The organism is Tistrella bauzanensis, from assembly GCF_014636235.1.
In the GTDB taxonomy this organism is placed as follows: Bacteria; Pseudomonadota; Alphaproteobacteria; order Tistrellales; family Tistrellaceae; genus Tistrella; species Tistrella bauzanensis.
In genome coordinates this window covers 161,594-180,600 of record NZ_BMDZ01000002.1, presented here as the reverse complement: position 1 = coordinate 180,600, position 19,007 = coordinate 161,594, and the positions used below count along the sequence as shown (strand labels likewise).

The following is a 19,007-nucleotide window of genomic DNA, read 5'->3' as shown; positions in this document are numbered from 1 at the left end:
TATCCTCACATCACTTCGATTTCGGCCTGAAGGGCGCCGGCGGCCTTGATGGCTTGCAGGATCGAGATCATGTCCCGGGGCGTGATGCCCAGCATGTTCAGGCCATCGACCAGTTCCTGCAGGCTGACGCCCTTGGGCAGCACCGCGAGCTTGCGGTCCTTGTCCTCGTCGATTTCGATGGTGGTGCGGGGCACCACCGCGGTCTGGCCCTGCGAGAACGGTCCCGGCTGCGACACCTGCGGCGTCTCGGTGATCCGGATGGTCAGGTTGCCCTGGGCGATGGCGACGGTGTCGATGCGGACATTCTCGCCCATCACGATGATGCCGCTGTTTTCGTCGATCACCACCTTGGCGACCTGATCGGGCTGAACGCGAAGCTGCTCGATCTCGGTCATCAGGCCGGCGACATCGCCGCGCCACTGGGCCGGCACCGCTATCCGCACGCTGGCAGGGTCGGTCGCCTTCGAGATTTCGGCGCCCATGAAGGCGTTGATCGCGCCGGAGATGCGCCGGGCGGTGGTGAAATCGGGGTTGCGCAGCGCGATGGTGACGCTGTCCAGATTGTCGAAGGCGAACGGAACCTCGCGCTCGACGATCGCGCCGCTGGCAATCCGGCCGACGGTGGGCACGCCCCGGGTGATGGAGGCGCCCTGACCCTGGGCCGAGAATCCGCCGATCGCCACCTGCCCCTGGGCGACGCTGTAGATCTCGCCATCGGCGCCGAGCAGTGGCGTGACCAGCAGCGTGCCGCCCAGCAGCGATTCCGAATCGCCGATCGCCGAGACCCGGACGTCGACCCGGCTGCCCTGACGTGAGAAGGGCGGCAGGTTCGCGGTAACCATCACGGCTGCGACGTTGTCGGTGCGCAGACGGCTGCCGCGGCTGTTGACGCCCAGGCGTTCCAGCATCGCAACCAGGCTCTGTTCGGTGAAGGGGGCATTGTTCAGGCTGTCGCCGGTGCCGTTCAGCCCCACGACCAGCCCGTATCCGACCAGAAGGTTGTCGCGAACGCCTTCGATATCGGCGATATCCTTGATCCGCGACTGGGCGGCGGCCGGGCCGTGCGGCAGCAGGCAGGCGGCAACGGCCATCACCGCCGCCGCGAATGCCACGCGGATCGCGCCGGAAGCACGACGCGGGCGGGCGGAGAAGGTGTTGAGGGACGTGACCATCGGCGATACGGCTCCGGTTCGGGGGCAGTGGCTTCGCTCAACCTTTATGCCAGAACCGTGCCACGAACCAACTCGATGGCGGCGCAAGGTTTTTGTCGGCCCGCCTGCCGGGGCCGATCGCCGCCGCGACACCATCACGGCAAGCGCTGCCGTGCGGGCGGCAGAAACTGCCGGGTGCGGCCGTCGGATGGCCGGCAATACCGGCACGATCGCGGCAGGCGCCAAGAGGGGCCTTGGAACGTCGCCCGAAGGCGCCGATATACAGATGCAGGTGCGGGTTGTTATAAACGGCACATGCAGCCCGCGGCCGCGATGGGCCGGACCGGTTTCGGCACCGGCACCGCATCCATGCACGCCGCTTCTGCCACTGGAGGCTGACGAGGCAATGAAGGTTACAGGCGTCGGTACGGGCGCGCCCGCATCCAAGAGCCGACGGAGCAGCAGTCGGACGACCAGCTCGGATGATTTCGCGAGCCGGGTCGACGATGGCGGGGACGCACGCGCAGCCGCCGGTCCGGCAAAGGCCGGCCCGCTGACGGCAATGGACGCGCTTCTGGCGCTGCAGGGCGTGCCCGGCGGCGCCGAGCAGGAAGAGCGCGCCGCAACCGAGCGTGGCGGCCGTATGCTCGACATATTGGACGAGATCAAGCTTGGTCTTCTGGATGGCCGGGTGCCGCATGCGGCGCTGGGCCAGCTTCGCGATCTGGTCGCCGCGGAGCGTGGACGGGTCTCCGATCCGCAGCTCGCCGAGGTTTTGGCAGAGATCGACGTTCGTGCTGCCGTGGAGCTTGCGAAACTCGATCGTATCGGGTAACTACAGGCCCGACCGGACGGGCCGCCGTGTTCCCCCGCGGGCCGGCCGCCAACCGGAGCGCGAGCGACCGTCTGCCCGCAGCGCGCCTTGTGGGTGGATGGCCTCTCTGAGGGGAGACCAGGATGGCTGTTACGCTGCCGCCCGACTATTTGCCGTCCGAAGAAGAGCCGTTCATGAATGATCGGCAGGTGGAATTTTTCCGTCGACGCCTGATGGCGTGGCGGGAGGATATCCTCCGGGAATCTTCGGAAACACTGCGCAACCTGCAGGAAGACAGCCTGCAGGAGCCAGACATCACAGATCGTGCCTCTGCCGAGGCCGACTGGTCGATTCATCTGCGCACACGCGATCGTCAGCGTAAGCTGATATCCAAGATCGACGCGGCGCTGAAGCGGATCGAAGACGGATCCTATGGCTATTGCGAGGAAACGAGCGAGCCGATCAGCCTGAAACGGTTGATCGCACGGCCGATCGCGACCCTCAGCATTGATGCCCAGGAACGTCACGAACGGCGTGAACGCAGCTATCGCGACGATTGATCACGAGATCATCCCGCCACTCGATGATCGGGCACTGGCCGGTTGCCGGGCGTGATGCCATAGTCATATGACGGCAGGGGCGGCTGGGCGTAAGCCCGGCCGTTTCCTGGCTCATATGGCGGTCAATGGATGATCACGCATGGCCGAGGGCAAGGGAACCGCAACAACCAGCGGTGTCTCGGACGATCTGTCGATCACCGATCGACGTCAGGCACGGCTCCGGGACGGACAGGTCCGGAAGGGGCCGGTTCGCGATGAGGGACGGGTCCGCGATGAGGGGCAGGTACCCCATCGCCCTGTCCCCCATCGCCCTGTCCCCCATCGCCCTGCCCTACGCTCCCGCGAGGGGGCGTGGATCGGGGTGATCGCGGTTGTCGGGATCATTCTGTCGATCGGCGCGTGGTCGATCACCCGCCATGATCGGATATTGTCGCAACGCCAGGCTTTTTCGGAAGCGGCATCGGCGACCGCGGCGGCAATGGCGATCGACATCGATCGCCATATCGGTGCCGCACTCGATCTCGCGGCCCTGTTCGCATCGTCCACCCGGGTCGAGGACCGGGAATTCGAGCGTTTCGTGACCTCGTTCCGCCGACGCGCGCCCGCCCTGTCGATGATGGCATGGTATAGCGACGGCGCCGGGGAGGCGGCGAGCGGTCCGTCAAGGCTGCCCGATCAACTGGCCCTTGGCGCGACGCGGCTGCGTCTTGTCAACGCCTCGGGTGATGCGGATGGCGCGGATGCGATTTTGCCGGCAGACGCTGGATATCTGGCGATGCTGGTCGAGCGGGCGTTGTTTTCAGGCGCGCTGGCCGTGGAGCCGGTGGGGCATGGCGACCCGACGGCGCCGGTGACCGGCCTGGTTTTCGCGCTGCCTTTGCGCGCCGAGGATAGGCCCGACGGCATCGACATGGTGATCGGCGTGATCGATGCCGGCGTGCTGGTGGCGGATGTGCGCCAGCGGATCACGATGGCGTCCTCGGACCGGCTGAGCCTGCGGCCGGTTCCGGAACCGGCCGACACCCGCCCGATCGGATCTGCAGCGCCGGCGGTGGGGGGGCAGGTTCTTCGGATGGTCGACCAGATGCCGGCCGGTGCCGATCCCCAGGCCTGGGTGCGGACCCGCAATCTCGCGATCGGCGATCGTCTGTTCAAGATCAAGGTGGCGGCCGGTTCCGATGCGCCCGGACGCTGGATTATCGAGATACCGGCACTCGCGGTTTTTCTGGCGGGATTGGGGTTCACCGCCGTCGTGGCGATCCTGTTGTTCCGGGCCCGGCGCCGCGCCTGGCTGCTGGAGAACCTGCGCGCCGATAATCTGGAGAGCCTGGACCAGCTCGAACGCGAGGTCGGCGCCCGCCGCGACACCGAATATCAACTGGTCGACATGGTCAATCGGCTGGGCGCCAGCGAGCGGGGCTTCCGGTCGACCTTCGATCTGGCGGCGGTGGGTATCGCGCATCTGACCACGGAGGGCGTGATCGAGCGGGCCAACAGCCGCTTCGCGCGCATTCTCGGCACCGATAACAGCGCCCTCGTCGGCGCGTCGATCGCGGACTTCGTTCACCCGGAGGGCAGGGCCGCCTGGACGGATGAGTTCCGTGCCCTGGTCGGCGGCGCGGCCGGGGTGATGTCGACCGAACAGCGGTTCATCACCCGTGCCGGGATCAGCATCTGGCTCAGGATCACCGCCAATCTGGCCGATGACGGCACCGGTGGCCGGGTGATCATGGTGATCGACGACGTCACCGAGCATACGGTGATGATGCGGCGGCTCAGCCTCAGCGAACGCAGCCTGGCCTCGGCCCAGCGTGTGGCCGGGCTTGGCATCGTGGAGTGGGATCCGCAGACGAACGCCGTCTGGTGGTCGGCCGAGACCTATCGGTTGTTCGCCCGGCCGCCGACCGCCGGGCCGCTGCCCTTCGAAGCCATGGCCGAATATGTGGTGGCCGAGGATATGGCCCTGCTGGACCGGGCGATCGCCCATACCGTCGAGACCGGCAAGCCGCTGCGGATGGATCTGCGGATCCGCCAGTTGGGCGAGGAGCCGCGCTGGCTGCGCGTTGAGGGCGCGATGGAAAGCGACGGCCGCCGACGTGTGCTTCTGGCGGCTCTGCTGGATGCGACCGCCGATCGGATCGCCGCCAACACCCTGCGCCGGGCGAAGGAGCAGGCCGAGGCTGCGAACGAGGCCAAATCAATCTTCCTGGCCAATATGAGCCATGAACTCCGCACGCCCTTGAATGCGGTGATCGGCTTTGCCGAAGCTATGCTTGGCGGACTGGGCGGCATGCCCAACGACCGGCACCGGCTGTATCTCACCGATATCCAGTCGGCCGGCCGGCATCTTCTGGCCGTGATCGAGAGCATTCTTGATCTGTCGAAGATCGAGGCCGGCAAGGCGCGGCTCGACGAGGCCCATGCCGATCTGGGGGCGATCGCCCGCGAAGCGGCACGGCTGGTGACGCCGCAGGCCGAACACCGCGAGATCGGCATCGTGCTCGACATTCCCGAACCGGCGCCGATGGTGATCGCCGACCGGCTGAAACTGCGGCAGCTGGTGCTGAATCTGATCTCCAATGCGGTGAAGTTCAGCGATCCCGGTGGTGTGGTCACTGTTGGCGTGCGCCGGCGGCCGGAAGGCGGGGTGGTGATCGAGGTGGTCGATGACGGGATCGGCATGGAGCCGGACCAGATCGCGACGGCCCTGCTGCCATTCGAACAACTGGCCAGCGCCCATGGCCGCGGGGGTGGCACCGGTCTGGGCTTGCCGCTTGCCCGGGCGATCGCCGATCTGCATGGCGGCCGGCTGGATATCGACAGCCGACCCGGCATCGGCACACGGGTCGGCGTTTCACTGCCTTTGGACCGTGTGCTGGCTCTGGACGGCGATGTCGAACCGCCGGCGCGCACGCCTGGTGTCGTGCCGGCGGATGCAGCCGTCTCGGCAGCCGTCGATGGCACGGGATCGGCGACGGGGCCGGCGCTCGACCGCACGGGGGACCGGCGCCGCGCGACACCGACAGTGCCGCCCCGCTCCACACAGCAGCTGTTCGACGACGAAGACGGCGCCGACAGTAACCTGCCGGGGCCGCCACGGCGTCTGCATTGATCGGCCTGCGTCAGAACGGCAGGATGATGTCCATCACCTGGCTGCCATAGCGCGGCTGCTGGAAATCGGTGATCTGGCCGCGGCCGCCATAGGCGATCCGGGCTTCGGCGATCTTGTCATGCGGCACGCTGTTGTCGCCGGCGATGTCCTCGGGCCGGATCACGCCCGCGACCAGGATTTCGCGCACCTCGTAATTGACCCGCATCTCCTGGCGGGCATTGATCACCATATTGCCGTTGGGCAGGATCTGGGTGACCACGGCTGCAATCGACACGGTCACCGCCTCTGTCCGCTGCACGCCGCCCTGGCCGACATTGCTGGTGGCCGAGCCCAGATCGACCAGCTTGCCCGGATCGATCGGTTCGGCCAGCACCTTGCCCAGCTGGTTCTCCAGCCCGAAGAAGCCGTCCAGCCCGATCGACTCGCTGTTCTGGCGCGACCGGTTGGTGCGATTGTTCAGCTGGGCACGATCGTTGATGGTGACCTTCACGGTCAGAATATCGCCAACCTGCTTGGCACGCTGATCGTCGAAGAAGGCGCGGGCGCCTGCGCGCCACAGCGAGGCCGGGGCACGGGTTTCCGGGCGCGCCGGCGGCATCGGCATCGACACCGGCTTGTAGTCGGGCGACTCGACCGGGTTGTTGATCGCCGACAGGTCGGGCGCCTTGCCGATATTGGCCAGCCGGTCGCCGGCACCGCAGGCGGCCAGGCTGATGGCCATACCGATCGCGGCCACATGGCCCAGCGCCTTGCGGGCGCGCCGTGCGCCGGCCCGAACCGGGGTTGCCGAAGGGGAAGAAGCGGACCGGGTGCTGCTGGATGCGGGGCGAGCCGTCATTGTCGTTGCGTCCTCAAATGCGGCGGATTGCGGGGCCATGGTCAATTACGGGCGATGCTGGGGCCGGCGTCGCCGACCTCCACCGTTCCGTCGGGGGCGACCACGCCATAAACCGTGTTGCGGCTGCGGGCATTCAGCACCCGGACCGTCTCGCCTTCACCGGCCGAGTCCAGGGCCTCGCCCTGCGCGGTCAGGACCAGCCCGCCGCGCCGGAAGATCATCGTCACCATCGTACCCTTGCGGATAACCTCGGGCGTGCCGACATCGCGTGCCATCAGCGGCCGGCCTGGATATCCCGGGCGACGCAGAGCCTGCCCGATCAACTGGTTGGGGTCGGTGACCTGCTGGTTGTTGAGCCGGCGGCGTTCGACCGAGATCAGGTCGATGTCGTTGGGGCCGATCACGCTGCCGCTGGCCAGCCGCTCGCGCAGCACCGGCACGTCGACCACCGCGGTCGCACGGCCTGCACAGACCACCACCAGCGGTGCCAGCCCCTCGCCCTGATCGACCTCGATGCGGGCCGAGAAGCGTTCAGTGCGGCTGTCATGGATGAAGTCCACCACCCGCGGCCGCGGCATCACCGTCTCGGCCACCACGATTTCGGGGGCGCGGCCGGTATAGTCCAGGCGGAAGCTGGCTGAGTTGCCCGTGCCCGGCGCGCGTTCCAGCGCGTCGGTGATCAGGGCGTCGATCTGTTCACGCGGCACCCGCACGCCACGGCGCGACACCACGACCTCCTCGACACCGGTCGATGGCTGCCAGGCAATTTCTGCCCGGCGGGCCATGCCGTCCAGCTGACGGGCATTGATGGTCATGGTCTCGCCCGGTGCCGGGGCCGGAAAGGCGATCAGTGCCGCCGTGTCGGCGGGCAGGCCGTTGAACAGATCGCCGAGCGTGACCTGGGCGGCGCCGACATCGGACGATGCGCGCAGGACGACACCGGCCATGGCAGGGACCACGGCAACACCGGCGAGCAGCAGGCCCAGCGTGGCCGCGCGAAGATGACGGGTGAGGCGGATCGGATGGCGGGTCATGGGCTTGCGGCTCCGAATGACGAAGGATCTGACAGGTGGGCTTAAGGATGGCCGGCTCAGGGGAGGGCCGGCTCAGGGATGGGCGGCGGCAGGCGATCAGCGCAGCTGGGTGACGGTCGAGTACATCTCGTCCGAGGCGGTGATGACCTTGGAATTCATCTCATAGGCGCGCTGGGCGGTGATCAGGTTGGTGATTTCCTTCACCGGATCGACGTTCGAGCGCTCGACATAACCCTGCAGCAAGGTGCCATAGCCCGCAGTGCCGGGCACCGCGTTTGCCGGTTCGCCCGAAGACGGGGTCTGCGCGAACAGGTTGTTGCCCAGCGCTTCCATGCCGCCTTCGTTCGGGAAGATGGTCAGTTCCAGCTGACCCACATTCTGCGGGTCGACCTGACCGGCCAGCTTCACCTGGACTTCGCCGGTGGGGTTGATGGAAATCTCGGTGGCTTCCGCCGGCACGACGATCTGCGGCTGAACGGTGAAACCGTCGGCGGTGACGATGGTGCCCTGTGGCGACAGCTGGAACGTGCCGGCGCGGGTATAGGCGTCGTCGCCATTGGGCAGCGCCACCCGGAAATAGCCGTCGCCCTGGATCGCCAGATCAAGCGGGTTGTCGGTCACTTCCAGCGGTCCCTGCAGGGTGATGCGATAGACCGAGGCGGTGCGGACACCCAGCCCGATCTGAACGCCCGACGGCACGATGGTGCCGACATCCGACGAGGCCGAGCCGATGCGACGCTGGTTCTGATAGAGCAGATCCTGGAACTCGGGACGGCGGACCTTGTAGCCCGCGGTATTCATGTTCGCGATGTTGTTCGCGATCACGTCGACATTGGTCTGCTGGGCAACCATGCCAGTGGCGGCAATGCTGAGCGATCTCATCCGGGTGGCCTCTCTGTCTCTGCTGGTCTAGAGCCGGCTCATGCCTGGCGGAGGATGCGCTCGACGGCGCGACGCTGGTTTTCATGTTCGGTGTCGATGACCTTCTGCGCCGATTCGAACGCGCGGAGCAGAGACATCATCCGGGTCATCTCGACCACCGGCTGGACGTTCGATCCTTCAACCATGCCCTGCACCAGCTTCGGCTCCTCGACCTCCTGGGGCTGGGCATCGGTCGCATACAGCCCGGACTGGGTCTTGCGGAGCTGGAAGTCGCTGTCGAAGCGCATCAGCGCGATCTGGGCGAGGGGCCCCGCATCTGTGGCGACCGTGCCATCGGTGCCGACCTGGATCGGTCCCTGATTGAGCGGCACGGTGATGGTTCCGCCACCCGCCGCCATCACCGGATCGCCGGTGGTGGTGATCAGCCGGCCGTCCGCATCGGTGCTGAACTTGCCGTTGCGGGTGTAGCGGGGGCCGAACGGGGTCTCGACCTGGAAATAGCCGTCGCCGTCGATCATGACGTCGAGCGGCGCCCCGGTCTCGATCGGCCGGCCCTGCGCCAGATTGCGGACCACGGCGACGTCCCGGGCGAAATGGGTCTGGGGGGCGTTGTCGGGGTCGTGCAGGAAGTCGGTGAACATCATCCGCTCGCCGCGATAGGCGGTGGTTTCGGCATTGGCGATGTTGTTGGCCACCAACTCCAGTTCGCGGGCCATCGTCATCTGACGTGACAGGGCGATATAGCTGGTGTTCTGCATGGGGATGAGGCCTCGAACACGGTGTCATGCCGGCGTGCGGCGGGTCGCCTCCCTCCATGCAGGCCTCGTGCCAACAAGTTACTGAATTGAAATATAAGGACATTATATTCCGTGTGGGGCCGGTTGCCATGCCTGCCCGGCAATGCCGGCCGGGCCGGGGTGGTCGGCCGGGCATCGGATCGGAAAAAATTGCCGGTCCTGGGTGCAGTGCAAGAGCTTGTTAACCGTGTTGCGATTAGGGTACGGCTGATCGGGTATGACATCTGCACGCCCGGCAGGTTCCGGTACCGGGCCGATACGGCAGGGGTTGCAGCCCTCATCCGAATGGACGATGTCCTTTAAGGTGATGAGGTGAGCAGCCCGCGGGACGGGACCACCGGGCGAGCAAGCCTGCAGATCACATGTACTGGCAGACAGCGGGAACGGAAAACCATGGCAGACGAAGCACTCGGCGCGGACGGCGCTGAAAACGGTGGCAAGAAGAAGGGTGGCATGAAGCTGATCCTTCTGATTGTACTGCCGTTGCTGCTGATCGGCGGCGGCGGGGCTGCGGCTTTCCTGACCGGCATGATCGGTGGCGGCGAGGAGCATGCCGAGGGAGAGGCCGCCGCCGGTGGCGGCCAGGGTGCCGGCGGTCATGGCAGCGGGGCGGCGCCAGGCGCGGCGAAGGCCCGCGACCCGCTGACGGCCGTGTATTTCGACCTGCCCGAAATGTTGGTAAATCTGAACACCGGTGGCAAGCGGGTCAGCTTTCTGAAGCTGAAGGTATCGCTGGAGCTTCAGAAGCAGGAAGATGTAGCCCTGATCGAGAAGGTGATGCCGCGTATCGTCGACAGCTTTCAGGTCTATCTGCGTGAGATGCGGGTGGAGGATCTGAGCGGATCTGCCGGCATTTATCGCTTGCGGGAGGAATTGCTGGACCGTGTGAATGTCGCGGCACAGCCCGTTGCGGTCAACGACGTGTTGTTCCGCGAAATGCTCGTCCAGTAAATCCGGACGGGGTGCCGGTGACGGCACCTCATCCGGGTTTGACAGGAGTTGCGTCCATGGCCGATCCGAACGACGAAGACGGCAGTCCCGACGACGACGCCATCGCTGCCGAATGGGAAGCGATGATGGCGGCCGATGAGGCTGGTGCCGGCGAAGGCGGGCAGGGCGATGTCGATGCGCTCTTCGCCGAAGAGGGCACGCGTGCGCTCAGCCAGGACGAGATCGACAGCCTTCTGGGATTCGACCAGGGCGACGAGGGCGATGAGGAACGCTCCGGCATCCGGGCGATCATCAACAGCTCGCTGGTGTCGTATGAACGCCTGCCGATGCTGGAAGTGGTGTTCGACCGCCTGCAGCGGCAGATGACCACCTCGATGCGTAACTTCACCTCGGACAATGTCGAGGTGTCGCTCGACAGCACGACGTCGATCCGTTTCGGCGACTATCTGAATTCGATTCCGCTGCCGGCGATGATCGCGGTGTTCAAGGCGGAGGAATGGGACAATTACGGGCTGGTCACAGTCGACAGCTCGCTGATCTACTCGATCGTGGACGTGCTGCTGGGCGGGCGTCGCGGCACCACCATCATGCGGATCGAAGGCCGGCCCTATACCACGATCGAGCGCAATCTGGTCGAACAGATGATCCGGGTGGTGCTGAACGATCTGTCGGCGGCCTTCGACCCGTTGAGCCCGGTGAACATGAAGTTCGAACGGCTTGAAACCAACCCGCGCTTCGCCACGATCGCGCGTGCGGCCAATGCGGCGATCGTCGCCCGCTTCCGGGTGGATATGGACGACCGTGGCGGCCGCCTGGAAATCCTGATGCCCTATGCGACCCTGGAGCCGGTCCGGGAACTGCTGCTGCAGATGTTCATGGGCGAGAAGTTCGGCCGTGACACGATCTGGGAGACGCATCTGGCGCAGGAGCTGTGGTATACGAACGTGACTGTCGAGGCTCTGCTCGACGAACAGACCCTGACCCTCGGCGAAGTCATGCGGTTCAAGGTGGGCACGACGCTGAAGCTGAATGCACGTCCCCAGTCCGATGTGCTGATGCGCTGTGGCAGCGTGCCGCTGGCGCGCGGCCGGCTGGGGCGGGTGATGGACAATATCGCCGTCCAGCTCAAGGACAGCGTCCGCAAGTCGAAGATGACGCGATGACCTTCAGCCTGGGCCTGATCCTTGATGTGACGCTGGTGGTGCTTCTGGGCGCCACGATCGGCTATTGCGTGGCGCTGCATCGCCGCCTGGGCGACCTGCGCGCCGCACAGAGCGAACTGCCCCGGCTGATCGACAGCTTCGTCGAGGCGACGCGGCGCGCCGAGGCCGGCATCGCCGACCTGAAGGTTGCCAGCAGCGGTGCCGCCGAAGAGATGGGGCCGCGTCTGAACGAGGCGCAGGTGCTGCGTGAAGACCTGGCGTTCATGATCGATCATGGCACCAAACTGGCCGATCGACTGGAAGCGAGCGTTCGTGTCGCGCGGGCCGAGACCGTGGCGCGCCAGCAGCAGGCCATGCCGGCACAGGCGCCGGTGACGGCCCGGCGGAACGGCGCCGACGGTGCGGCATCCGGCGGTCGCGGCGCCCAGCAGCCGGCGCCGGCCGATTATTACGACGAGGATGACGACCAGCCATTGAAGGCCGAACGTCATCCACCGGCCGCCGAGGCACCGGCGGGACGGGCACCACGCAGCCGCGCCGAAACCACGGCCGCGATCCTGCGTATGCTGAAAGGGGGTGACTGATGGCCTCCGGATTTTCGATCGTCAGGCGTGGCCGCAAGCGGCTGGCTGCCGCACAGCCGGCGCCGCAGGCCGCACAGGGCCAAGCGCGGCAGGCCGCGGCTGCCGCCCGTCCCCTGGTCAGCGTCTCGACGGTCCACCGCCGGACCGGTCCGCTTGGGCTGCGGCTGCTGCCGGCCACGATCTTCGTGGCGGCACTGATGCTGTCGGTGCGGGTGGTCGACATGTTCGACGCTCAGGATCCGGCGTTGACCATTGACGTCGGTGGCGCGCCGGCCGAGGCACAGGCCGTGGCGCCGACACCGCCCGATGCCAAGCCGGGCACGCCCGAGGCCGATGCGGCGGCGGGAGCCGAGCCGGCTGCGGTCAGTGCCGCCCAGCCACCGGTCGACCGGCCGTTGGACCGTGGCCAGTTCCGGGCCCCGGACATGCCGCCGCAGGATGAGCGTGACCAGCCGATCGACATCAGCAAACTGACACGCGGCGAGGTGGCGGTGCTGCAGCGCCTGTCCGAGCGTCGCCGGGAGCTTGACACCCGCGAGACCTCGGTCGATGAACGTGAACGTCTGCTGGCGGCGATGGAGACGCGGATCGACGAAAAGATCGCGCAACTGCGCAGCATGCAGACCGAGGTCGAAAACCTGCTGGGCAAAGTGGGCGCGGCCGAGGAAGCTGAATATCAGCGTCTCGTGAAGATCTATGAAGTGATGGAACCTGAAGATGCCGCCCGGATCTTTCAGGGGCTCGACATGCCGGTGCTGATGCAGGTGGTCGAGCGCATGAAGGAACGGCGGACCGCCCCGATCCTGGCGCAGATGGACCCGGTCAGGGCACGGGCGGTGACGACTCAACTCGCCGAGCGGCGCAAGCTGCCGCCCGGTGCCGAAGGCGCAGCGGAGGACGGGGCACTCGCGAACCCGGCCGATCCCGGAACTGGCAACTGAAGAACCAACGGAGTGGGACCCCTATGAGTGTCGACCTCAACATGCCGATCCTGATCGTCGACGACTACAAGACGATGCTTCGGATCATCCGTAACCTGCTGAAGCAGCTTGAGTTCAACAATGTTGACGAGGCGACGGATGGTGGCATGGCGCTGCGCAAGCTGCGCGAGAAGAAGTATGGTCTGGTGATTTCCGACTGGAATATGGAGCCGATGACCGGGCTTCAGCTTCTGAAGGAAGTGCGCAAGGACGTAAAGTTGAAGGATACCCCCTTCATCATGATTACCGCCGAAAGCAAGACCGAGAACGTGCTGGCGGCGAAGGAGGCGGGTGTGAACAACTATATCGTCAAGCCGTTCAATGCCGAGACTTTGAAGATGAAGCTGACGAGCGTGCTCGGTCCCTTCTGACGTCGCGGTTTTCTGTATCAACCTCTCCGGATCGTGCCGGGTGCGGCTTGAACCGCCCCGCTGGCATCCCGGCGCCGCCGGCCCTTCGCGGGCTCATCGGGAGCATCGTGCGATGAACGTCAAAGGCAATCTGCGTGCCGATCTGCAACAGCGTATCGACCTGTTGCGCGCCGAGCGGGGCGACAACGTCCGCCTGTCCGAGGTGACTGAGGTGGTCGAGGCGCTGCTTGGCACTATGGACGGTGATATCACCGTCCAGGAATTGCAGCTCTATGGCGAGCTCAACGAGCTTGCTACTTATATCCAGCGCGCGAAGGCCGAGATTGCCGAACTCAGCCCGCACGAGATCCGCACCGATCATATTCCGTCGGCGACCGACGAGCTGGACGCGATCATCGGTGCCACCGAGGTCGCGACCAGCAACATCCTCGACGCGGTCGAGACCATTGAAGCGTCGCTCGACGGCCTGCATGGCGAGGCGCCGGACCGCATGCGCGATCAGGTGACCCGGATCTACGAGGCGTGCAACTTCCAGGACGTCACCGGTCAGCGGATCGGCAAGGTGGTCAAGACCTTGAAGTATATCGAGGTCAAGATCGACGCGATGATCTCGATCTTCGGCGATGTCGATCAGGCATCGGGCAAGGCGTCCGACGATCCGACTCACAAGAGCTGGAAGGATGTCGTGGCCCGCGTCGATGACGACCAGACCCTTGAGGGGCCGGCCTCGAACGACGATGCGATCCGCCAGGAGGATATCGACGCCCTGTTCGACTGAGCCCTGTTTCGACTGAGACTGTCCGGACATGCCGGCGCGCGGCCATCTGGCCGCCAGCCGGCCCGGATCTGTCCACCGCAGCCTGAGGGAGCGCCACCATGCAGGACGAGGGACGTCATCCGGTGCGCAAGCATGCGGACACGAACGTCGCCCTTTATCTGGGGCTTTACCTCATTCTGTTGTCGTTCTTCATCATGCTGAACGTGATTTCCCATGTCAGCGACCATCGGGTGAAGGCAACCGTCGACAGCCTTCAATCCACCTTCGCGACGGAAACCCAGTCGGAAGGCCGGATTGAATCGCTGGCCATCCTGTATGGTCCGGGCAGCATTTCCGAAGCGTTCCAGAATGCCCTGTTCGAACTGCTTCAGGCGGCGATCCCCCATGCGCGGGTGCAGTCTTTCGACAACGGCAACGTGCTTCAGGTGCGCGTGCCGATGGCCGACGTGTTCTATGAAGGGGAACCCCGGGTGCTGCCGCAGGTGACCGGCCTGCTCGACCGGGTGTCCGATCTGCTGGTGACACGCGGGACCGAGGTCCGCGAGGTGGTGTTCAGCATCGGCCTTGGCGGCGGGCCCAGTGATGGCGAGGAGCGGATGGGCATTCTGCGCGCCGGTGTTCTGGCGCGGACCGTGGTGTCGCATGGCGTGCCTGAGCGATTGATAGCAACCGGCATCGGCGACCAGTCCGGCAACGATCTGGTGATTGAATTCCGCATGGGCAGCCCGCCGCAGATCGGTACGGTCCCGATTGACGCCGGTCGCGGCCGATGAAGCAGCCGCAGCGCATGACGCCCGCCCGCCCGATCGACGCCCCTCCCATCGAGGATGATGACGACGCCCCGATCCACGGCGCGCCGGCAAAAGCGGACTGGATGTACACCTTCGCCGATCTGGTGTCGCTGCTGCTGACCTTCTTCGTCATGCTGTTCGCCATGTCGTCGCTCCAGGATGACCGGTTCCGCGAGGTGGCCAATTCACTCGGCGCACGCTTGAACCTGACCCAGTCTGTGCCGGCCCCGCAGCCATCGGCATCCGTCGACATGCCGAGCGTGCTGATCCCGCGTGCCGTCGACCTGGATTATCTGCGCCGGATCATCGGCGCCAAGCTCGCCCAGTTGCCGGCGCCTGAGAAGATCAACGATCTGGAACTGGTCCACGCCAATGGCCGGGTGACGCTGTCGCTGCCGGCCGACACCCTGTTCGCGCCAGGCAGTGCCGCGCTGTTGCCGGCCGGGCGCCGCAGCCTGATCCTTCTGGGCGAGAGCCTGTCGGTTTTCGCCAACCGGATCACGGTGGAAGGACATACCGATCCGGTGCGGATCGAGACCGACCGCTATCCGTCGAACTGGGAGTTGTCGATCGATCGTGCCGCCACTGTCGCACGGGTCTTGCGCCAGAGCGGCTACACGAGGACCATAGCGACCTATGGTCACGGGTCGTCGCGGTTCGACGATGTGGATATCCGGCTGCCGCGCGACCAGCGTTACGCAAGAAGCCGCCGCGTGGACGTGGTGATCGATGAGCCGGAAGCGGAGGGCTTCGGATCGTGAGTGATCTGAAGGGAGGCGGCAGGCAAGAGGTGCGGCGGAGATCCGCGGCCTGGCTGGTGATGGCCTTTTCCGCCACCATCCTGCTGTCGGTCGGCCTGATGCCGCGGGCCGACGCCCAGCAGACATTGACACCACAGGCCCAGGGCGGGCAGCTTCAGGGAGATCAAGCCCCGCCGGCGCAGACAGTGCGGTCCCTGCCGGATATCCGGGTGCGGACCGGGCTGCACCCCACCTTTGGCCGCATCGTCTTCGACTGGACCGGCCGGGTCGGCTATGAGGTGAATGTCGATGGCAATGCCCTGACCATCCGCTTCGACCAGCCGGTGACCATCGATGTCAGCAACGTGCCGGTGCGGTTGGGCCGTTACGTCGCCGCGGCCGCCGTCGAGACCGGGGATAATCGCACCGCCGCCGGCTTCACGGTGAAGGCGGATGCCCGCATCAGGCATTTCTACGTCGGCAACCGGGTGGTGATCGACATCTACGAACCGGCCGATGCGGCCGCACGGGCGGCAGGGCAGGCGCCGATCGCCGATCTGGCGCAACTGGTGGGCCGGCCGGCGCAGGCGGCGCCTGAGCCCTTGCCGGCCGAGCCGGCGCCACCCGTTCAGATCGCGACCACGCCCGGTGGCCCCGCCCAGCCGCTGGATCTGCCACCGCCGGTGCCGCCGGCGGCACCACCGCCCGCATCCGGTTCCCCTGCCTCCGAGCCCCCCGTTCCTGGCTCCACCGTTCCTGGCCCCTATGTTCCTGGTCAGGTGGCGGGCGATGGCGGCGGCGACGAAAGCACCGGTGTCACCATCACCACCAGCCCCACCGATCGCGGCGTGCTGATCGATTTCGCCTGGGCCGGCACGGCGCCGGCGGCGGCGGTGTTCCATTGGGGCGATGTCACCTGGATCGCCTTCGACCGGCCGGCCAATGTCGCCACCGCCGATCTGACCGGCGGATCGGCCGGGCAGATCCAGCGGGTGATGGTGGTCGACAATCCCGACCGGTCGCTGCTGCTGCGGCTGGACACCCGGCCGGGCCTGCGGCCGCATGTGCGGCGCGATGAGAACACCTGGCGCGTCCGGCTGCTGGAAGATGCACCATTGCCCGACCAGCCGCTGATCATGACCGGCGGCGCATCGGGCGGGCTGGTCATCGAGGGCAGTGACGGCGCCGCCGCCATCAATGCCATCGACCCCATATCCGGCATCCGGATGATCGTGGTACCGATCCGTGGCTCGTCGCGGGGCGTCGTTCCCGGCCGGCAGTTCGTGCCGTTCGACCTGCTGGAAACCGCTCAAGGGGTGGCGATCCGCCCCCGCCCCGATGCCCTGCCGGTGGCCAGTCGTCGCGGTGGCGTGGAAATCGGCGGCGGCGGCGGTCTGGCGATTTCCGCCGATGCGCTGGCGCCCGCGGCTCTGCCGCCATCGCCATTGGCACCGGTGCTGGCCGAGACCGAGGCAACCCGTCTGCTGACCGAAATGGCCATCGGCGGCCGTGACCCGTTCGATTTCGCCCGCTGGGTCCGCTCGCCCGAACTGATCGCGGAAACCCGGCAGGCTTTGCAGCAGGCGGTCGTGTCGGTGGCGCCACCCCTGCGCACCGGGCCGCGGCTGACGCTGGCGCGGTTTCTGCTGGCCAATGGTTTCGCGGCCGAGGCGATGGGCGTGGTCGAAACCGCGATGTCTCGCGAACCGGCGATCGCCGACCGGGTCGACGTCGTGGCGCTGACCGGGGCCGCGGCCTATATGCAGGGCCATTACGATCAGGCTGAAACCGCGTTCAACGACGCGCGTTTCGATCAGGATCCGGCCTATGCGCTGTGGCGGGCCGCGGTGGCCGCGGGCCGCGAACGTCACAACGTCGTGGGAGAATTCGCCTCAGGCGGCGTCAATGTGCCGATCGATTTCCCGACACCGCTGCGGGCGCAGATGCTGATCAGCATCGGCCATTCCACCCTGGCGAGTGGCCGCCTGGAAGCCGGGCGCGCCATGATCGACAACCTGACGCAGATGAGCCTCGATCCCAAACAGGCGGCGATGGTCGAATATCTGTCGGCGCTGGCCGACAAGGTGGAGGGCAATGCGGATATTGCGATCGACCGTTGGCGGGCGATCGCAGATGCCGGTGTCGACCGCAAGGTTTCGGTGCTGGCGAGGCTGGCGCAGATCGAGACGGCGGTCGAGACCGGCAGCATGAAGCCGGCCGATGGCGCGGCGGCGATCGACAAGCTGCGTTTCGACTGGCGTGGCGACCAGATCGAGATGAACATGCTCAAGATTCTGGGCGAGATGCGCGAGAAGGCCGGCAACTATCACGGCGCGCTCGGCGCCTGGAAAGAGGCGGTGACCTATTATCCGGACGCGCCGCAATCGGCGGAACTGGCCAGACGCATGAGCGATACCTTCGTGTGGCTGTTCGTTGAGGGCGGATCATCGAAGCTGGCGCCGCTCGATGCCCTGGCGCTGTTCTATGACTATCGCGAACTGACCCCGGTTGGGGAGCGCGGCGACGAAATGATCCGGATCATGGCCGACAAGCTGGCGGCCGTGGATCTGCTGGATGAGGCGTCCGAACTGCTGCGCCATCAGGTCGCCTTCCGTCTGAGCGGCGCCGATCGCTCGCGGGTCGGTGCGCGTCTGGCGCTGATCCGGCTGCTTGATGGCGACCCGGCCGGTGCCCGTCAGGCCCTTCAGGACAGTGTCACCGCCGAGATGACCCCGGCCCTTATCAACCAGCGCCAGCGCCTTGAAGCGCGTGCCCTGGCAGATCTGGGTGAATTCGATGGCGCGCGCGCGGCGATACAGGGCGATGATGGCGCCGAAGCACGACGGCTGCGCGCCGAGTTCGCCTGGACCCAGGAGAACTGGGCCGCCGCCGCCGACGCCTATCGCCGGGTCATCGAGCCGCTGATCGCCAATCCGGCGGCCCGGGTCGACGACGTGGCCGCACGTGAAACCCTGAAGGCCGCGATCGCGGCGGTGCTGGCCGGAAACGACGCGCTGCGCCGCGATCTGCGCCGCCAGATGGGGGAGCGCATGTCCAATACCGCCGTTGCCGGCGCCTTCCGCTTCGTCACCGACCCGATTGCCCGGCCGGAAAGCGCCGATTTCAGGTCGGCGCTGGGCCAGATTGGCAGTTATGAGAGCTTCCTGGCCGCCTATCGCCAGCAGGTCGCGACCCAGCGCCTGAGCACGATCAACTGATCGGTGCGCCCCGGCCGTGGCAGGCCGGTGCGGCCATGGCCTTGCGGTGGCGGTGCATTCGGCTAGGATGCCGGCCGCTGCATCGATCGCCATCCGGCAGCTAGAGCCATTGTCGCGTCATCTGGTTCACGGAAATCGCTCTAAGTTATTCGTTTATCGAGCATCTTCACCCGATCAGGTGGAACCACCTGATCGGGATCTGCTCTAACCCCTTTGCCGCCTCCGGAGCCTTGTCGGTACCTT

General features: G+C 66.4%; 17 protein-coding genes. 12 read left to right on the top strand and 5 right to left on the bottom strand.

The features are described from left to right. Positions 1–5: 5 nt before the first annotated feature. Entirely contained in the window at positions 6–1,172 is a 1,167-nt protein-coding gene (locus tag IEW15_RS01960) for a flagellar basal body P-ring protein FlgI (RefSeq protein WP_188574327.1), read from the bottom strand. A 385-nt stretch (positions 1,173–1,557) separates the two neighbouring features. Here IEW15_RS01960 and IEW15_RS01955 point away from each other — a divergent pair, with 385 nt between their 5' ends. The 3 genes from IEW15_RS01955 to IEW15_RS01945 all read left to right on the top strand — a co-directional run bounded on the left by IEW15_RS01955 (position 1,558) and on the right by IEW15_RS01945 (position 5,637). Next, positions 1,558–1,986 (top strand): flagellar assembly protein FliX, encoded by a 429-nt coding sequence (locus tag IEW15_RS01955; RefSeq protein WP_188574325.1) that lies wholly within the window; start codon positions 1,558–1,560, stop codon positions 1,984–1,986. A gap of 122 nt (positions 1,987–2,108) precedes the next feature. Then, the gene (gene dksA / locus IEW15_RS01950; RefSeq protein WP_188574322.1) at positions 2,109–2,525 is read left to right on the top strand and encodes an RNA polymerase-binding protein DksA; all 417 of its coding nucleotides are present in this window, start codon (positions 2,109–2,111) and stop codon (positions 2,523–2,525) included. A gap of 361 nt (positions 2,526–2,886) precedes the next feature. Continuing rightward, entirely contained in the window at positions 2,887–5,637 is a 2,751-nt protein-coding gene (locus tag IEW15_RS01945) for an ATP-binding protein (RefSeq protein ID WP_188574320.1), read from the top strand. Between the two features lie 10 nt (positions 5,638–5,647). Here IEW15_RS01945 and flgH read toward each other — a convergent pair whose 3' ends face one another. The 4 genes from flgH to flgF form a co-directional block, all read right to left on the bottom strand. After that, positions 5,648–6,358: a flagellar basal body L-ring protein FlgH gene (gene flgH, locus IEW15_RS01940; protein ID WP_188574446.1), complete on the bottom strand. Its 711-nt coding sequence runs from the start codon at positions 6,356–6,358 to the stop codon at positions 5,648–5,650. Positions 6,359–6,516: 158 nt separating this feature from the next. Further along, entirely contained in the window at positions 6,517–7,509 is a 993-nt protein-coding gene (flgA, locus tag IEW15_RS01935) for a flagellar basal body P-ring formation chaperone FlgA (protein ID WP_188574319.1), read from the bottom strand. Positions 7,510–7,605: 96 nt separating this feature from the next. Next, positions 7,606–8,391 (bottom strand): flagellar basal-body rod protein FlgG, encoded by a 786-nt coding sequence (gene flgG / locus IEW15_RS01930; RefSeq protein WP_188574317.1) that lies wholly within the window; start codon positions 8,389–8,391, stop codon positions 7,606–7,608. A 38-nt stretch (positions 8,392–8,429) separates the two neighbouring features. After that, positions 8,430–9,149 carry a flagellar basal-body rod protein FlgF gene (gene flgF / locus IEW15_RS01925; protein ID WP_188574315.1) on the bottom strand — a complete coding sequence of 240 codons (720 nt, stop codon included), beginning with the start codon at positions 9,147–9,149 and terminating at the stop codon, positions 8,430–8,432. Between the two features lie 432 nt (positions 9,150–9,581). On the opposite strand from flgF, the gene IEW15_RS01920 reads away from it, so the two are divergent. From IEW15_RS01920 to IEW15_RS26275, 9 genes are all read left to right on the top strand, one after another. Next, positions 9,582–10,139 carry a flagellar basal body-associated FliL family protein gene (locus IEW15_RS01920; RefSeq protein ID WP_188574312.1) on the top strand — a complete coding sequence of 186 codons (558 nt, stop codon included), beginning with the start codon at positions 9,582–9,584 and terminating at the stop codon, positions 10,137–10,139. A gap of 56 nt (positions 10,140–10,195) precedes the next feature. After that, entirely contained in the window at positions 10,196–11,302 is a 1,107-nt protein-coding gene (gene fliM, locus IEW15_RS01915) for a flagellar motor switch protein FliM (RefSeq protein ID WP_188574311.1), read from the top strand. Beyond that, complete coding sequence (locus tag IEW15_RS01910) at positions 11,299–11,886, top strand: DUF6468 domain-containing protein (RefSeq protein ID WP_188574309.1); 588 nt, start codon at positions 11,299–11,301, stop codon at positions 11,884–11,886. Before fliM ends, IEW15_RS01910 begins: the two co-directional genes overlap by 4 nt. After that, positions 11,886–12,827 (top strand): MotE family protein, encoded by a 942-nt coding sequence (locus tag IEW15_RS01905; protein ID WP_188574307.1) that lies wholly within the window; start codon positions 11,886–11,888, stop codon positions 12,825–12,827. Before IEW15_RS01910 ends, IEW15_RS01905 begins: the two co-directional genes overlap by 1 nt. Before the next feature lie 23 nt (positions 12,828–12,850). Beyond that, positions 12,851–13,237 (top strand): response regulator, encoded by a 387-nt coding sequence (locus IEW15_RS01900; protein ID WP_188574305.1) that lies wholly within the window; start codon positions 12,851–12,853, stop codon positions 13,235–13,237. 112 nt (positions 13,238–13,349) lie between these two features. After that, positions 13,350–14,015 carry a chemotaxis protein CheZ gene (locus IEW15_RS01895; RefSeq protein ID WP_188574301.1) on the top strand — a complete coding sequence of 222 codons (666 nt, stop codon included), beginning with the start codon at positions 13,350–13,352 and terminating at the stop codon, positions 14,013–14,015. 98 nt (positions 14,016–14,113) lie between these two features. Beyond that, on the top strand, positions 14,114–14,788 hold the full coding sequence (locus IEW15_RS01890; RefSeq protein ID WP_188574298.1) for a hypothetical protein: 675 nt from the start codon (positions 14,114–14,116) through the stop codon (positions 14,786–14,788). 14 nt (positions 14,789–14,802) lie between these two features. Next, complete coding sequence (locus IEW15_RS01885; RefSeq protein WP_188574296.1) at positions 14,803–15,567, top strand: OmpA/MotB family protein; 765 nt, start codon at positions 14,803–14,805, stop codon at positions 15,565–15,567. Positions 15,568–15,596: 29 nt separating this feature from the next. Next, complete coding sequence (locus tag IEW15_RS26275; RefSeq protein ID WP_188574294.1) at positions 15,597–18,764, top strand: tetratricopeptide repeat protein; 3,168 nt, start codon at positions 15,597–15,599, stop codon at positions 18,762–18,764. The last annotated feature ends 243 nt before the right edge of the window (positions 18,765–19,007 follow it).

What these genes read in the sequence shown, in the direction of transcription:
- IEW15_RS01960 (WP_188574327.1), bottom strand. Translation starts at nt 1,172, where the DNA reads ATGGTCACGTCCCTCAACACCTTCTCCGCCCGCCCGCGTCGTGCTTCC.
- IEW15_RS01955 (WP_188574325.1), top strand. Translation starts at nt 1,558, where the DNA reads ATGAAGGTTACAGGCGTCGGTACGGGCGCGCCCGCATCCAAGAGCCGA.
- dksA (WP_188574322.1), top strand. Translation starts at nt 2,109, where the DNA reads ATGGCTGTTACGCTGCCGCCCGACTATTTGCCGTCCGAAGAAGAGCCG.
- flgH (WP_188574446.1), bottom strand. Translation starts at nt 6,358, where the DNA reads ATGGCCATCAGCCTGGCCGCCTGCGGTGCCGGCGACCGGCTGGCCAAT.
- flgA (WP_188574319.1), bottom strand. Translation starts at nt 7,509, where the DNA reads ATGACCCGCCATCCGATCCGCCTCACCCGTCATCTTCGCGCGGCCACG.
- flgG (WP_188574317.1), bottom strand. Translation starts at nt 8,391, where the DNA reads ATGAGATCGCTCAGCATTGCCGCCACTGGCATGGTTGCCCAGCAGACC.
- flgF (WP_188574315.1), bottom strand. Translation starts at nt 9,149, where the DNA reads ATGCAGAACACCAGCTATATCGCCCTGTCACGTCAGATGACGATGGCC.
- IEW15_RS01920 (WP_188574312.1), top strand. Translation starts at nt 9,582, where the DNA reads ATGGCAGACGAAGCACTCGGCGCGGACGGCGCTGAAAACGGTGGCAAG.
- fliM (WP_188574311.1), top strand. Translation starts at nt 10,196, where the DNA reads ATGGCCGATCCGAACGACGAAGACGGCAGTCCCGACGACGACGCCATC.
- IEW15_RS01910 (WP_188574309.1), top strand. Translation starts at nt 11,299, where the DNA reads ATGACCTTCAGCCTGGGCCTGATCCTTGATGTGACGCTGGTGGTGCTT.
- IEW15_RS01905 (WP_188574307.1), top strand. Translation starts at nt 11,886, where the DNA reads ATGGCCTCCGGATTTTCGATCGTCAGGCGTGGCCGCAAGCGGCTGGCT.
- IEW15_RS01900 (WP_188574305.1), top strand. Translation starts at nt 12,851, where the DNA reads ATGAGTGTCGACCTCAACATGCCGATCCTGATCGTCGACGACTACAAG.
- IEW15_RS01895 (WP_188574301.1), top strand. Translation starts at nt 13,350, where the DNA reads ATGAACGTCAAAGGCAATCTGCGTGCCGATCTGCAACAGCGTATCGAC.
- IEW15_RS01890 (WP_188574298.1), top strand. Translation starts at nt 14,114, where the DNA reads ATGCAGGACGAGGGACGTCATCCGGTGCGCAAGCATGCGGACACGAAC.
- IEW15_RS01885 (WP_188574296.1), top strand. Translation starts at nt 14,803, where the DNA reads ATGACGCCCGCCCGCCCGATCGACGCCCCTCCCATCGAGGATGATGAC.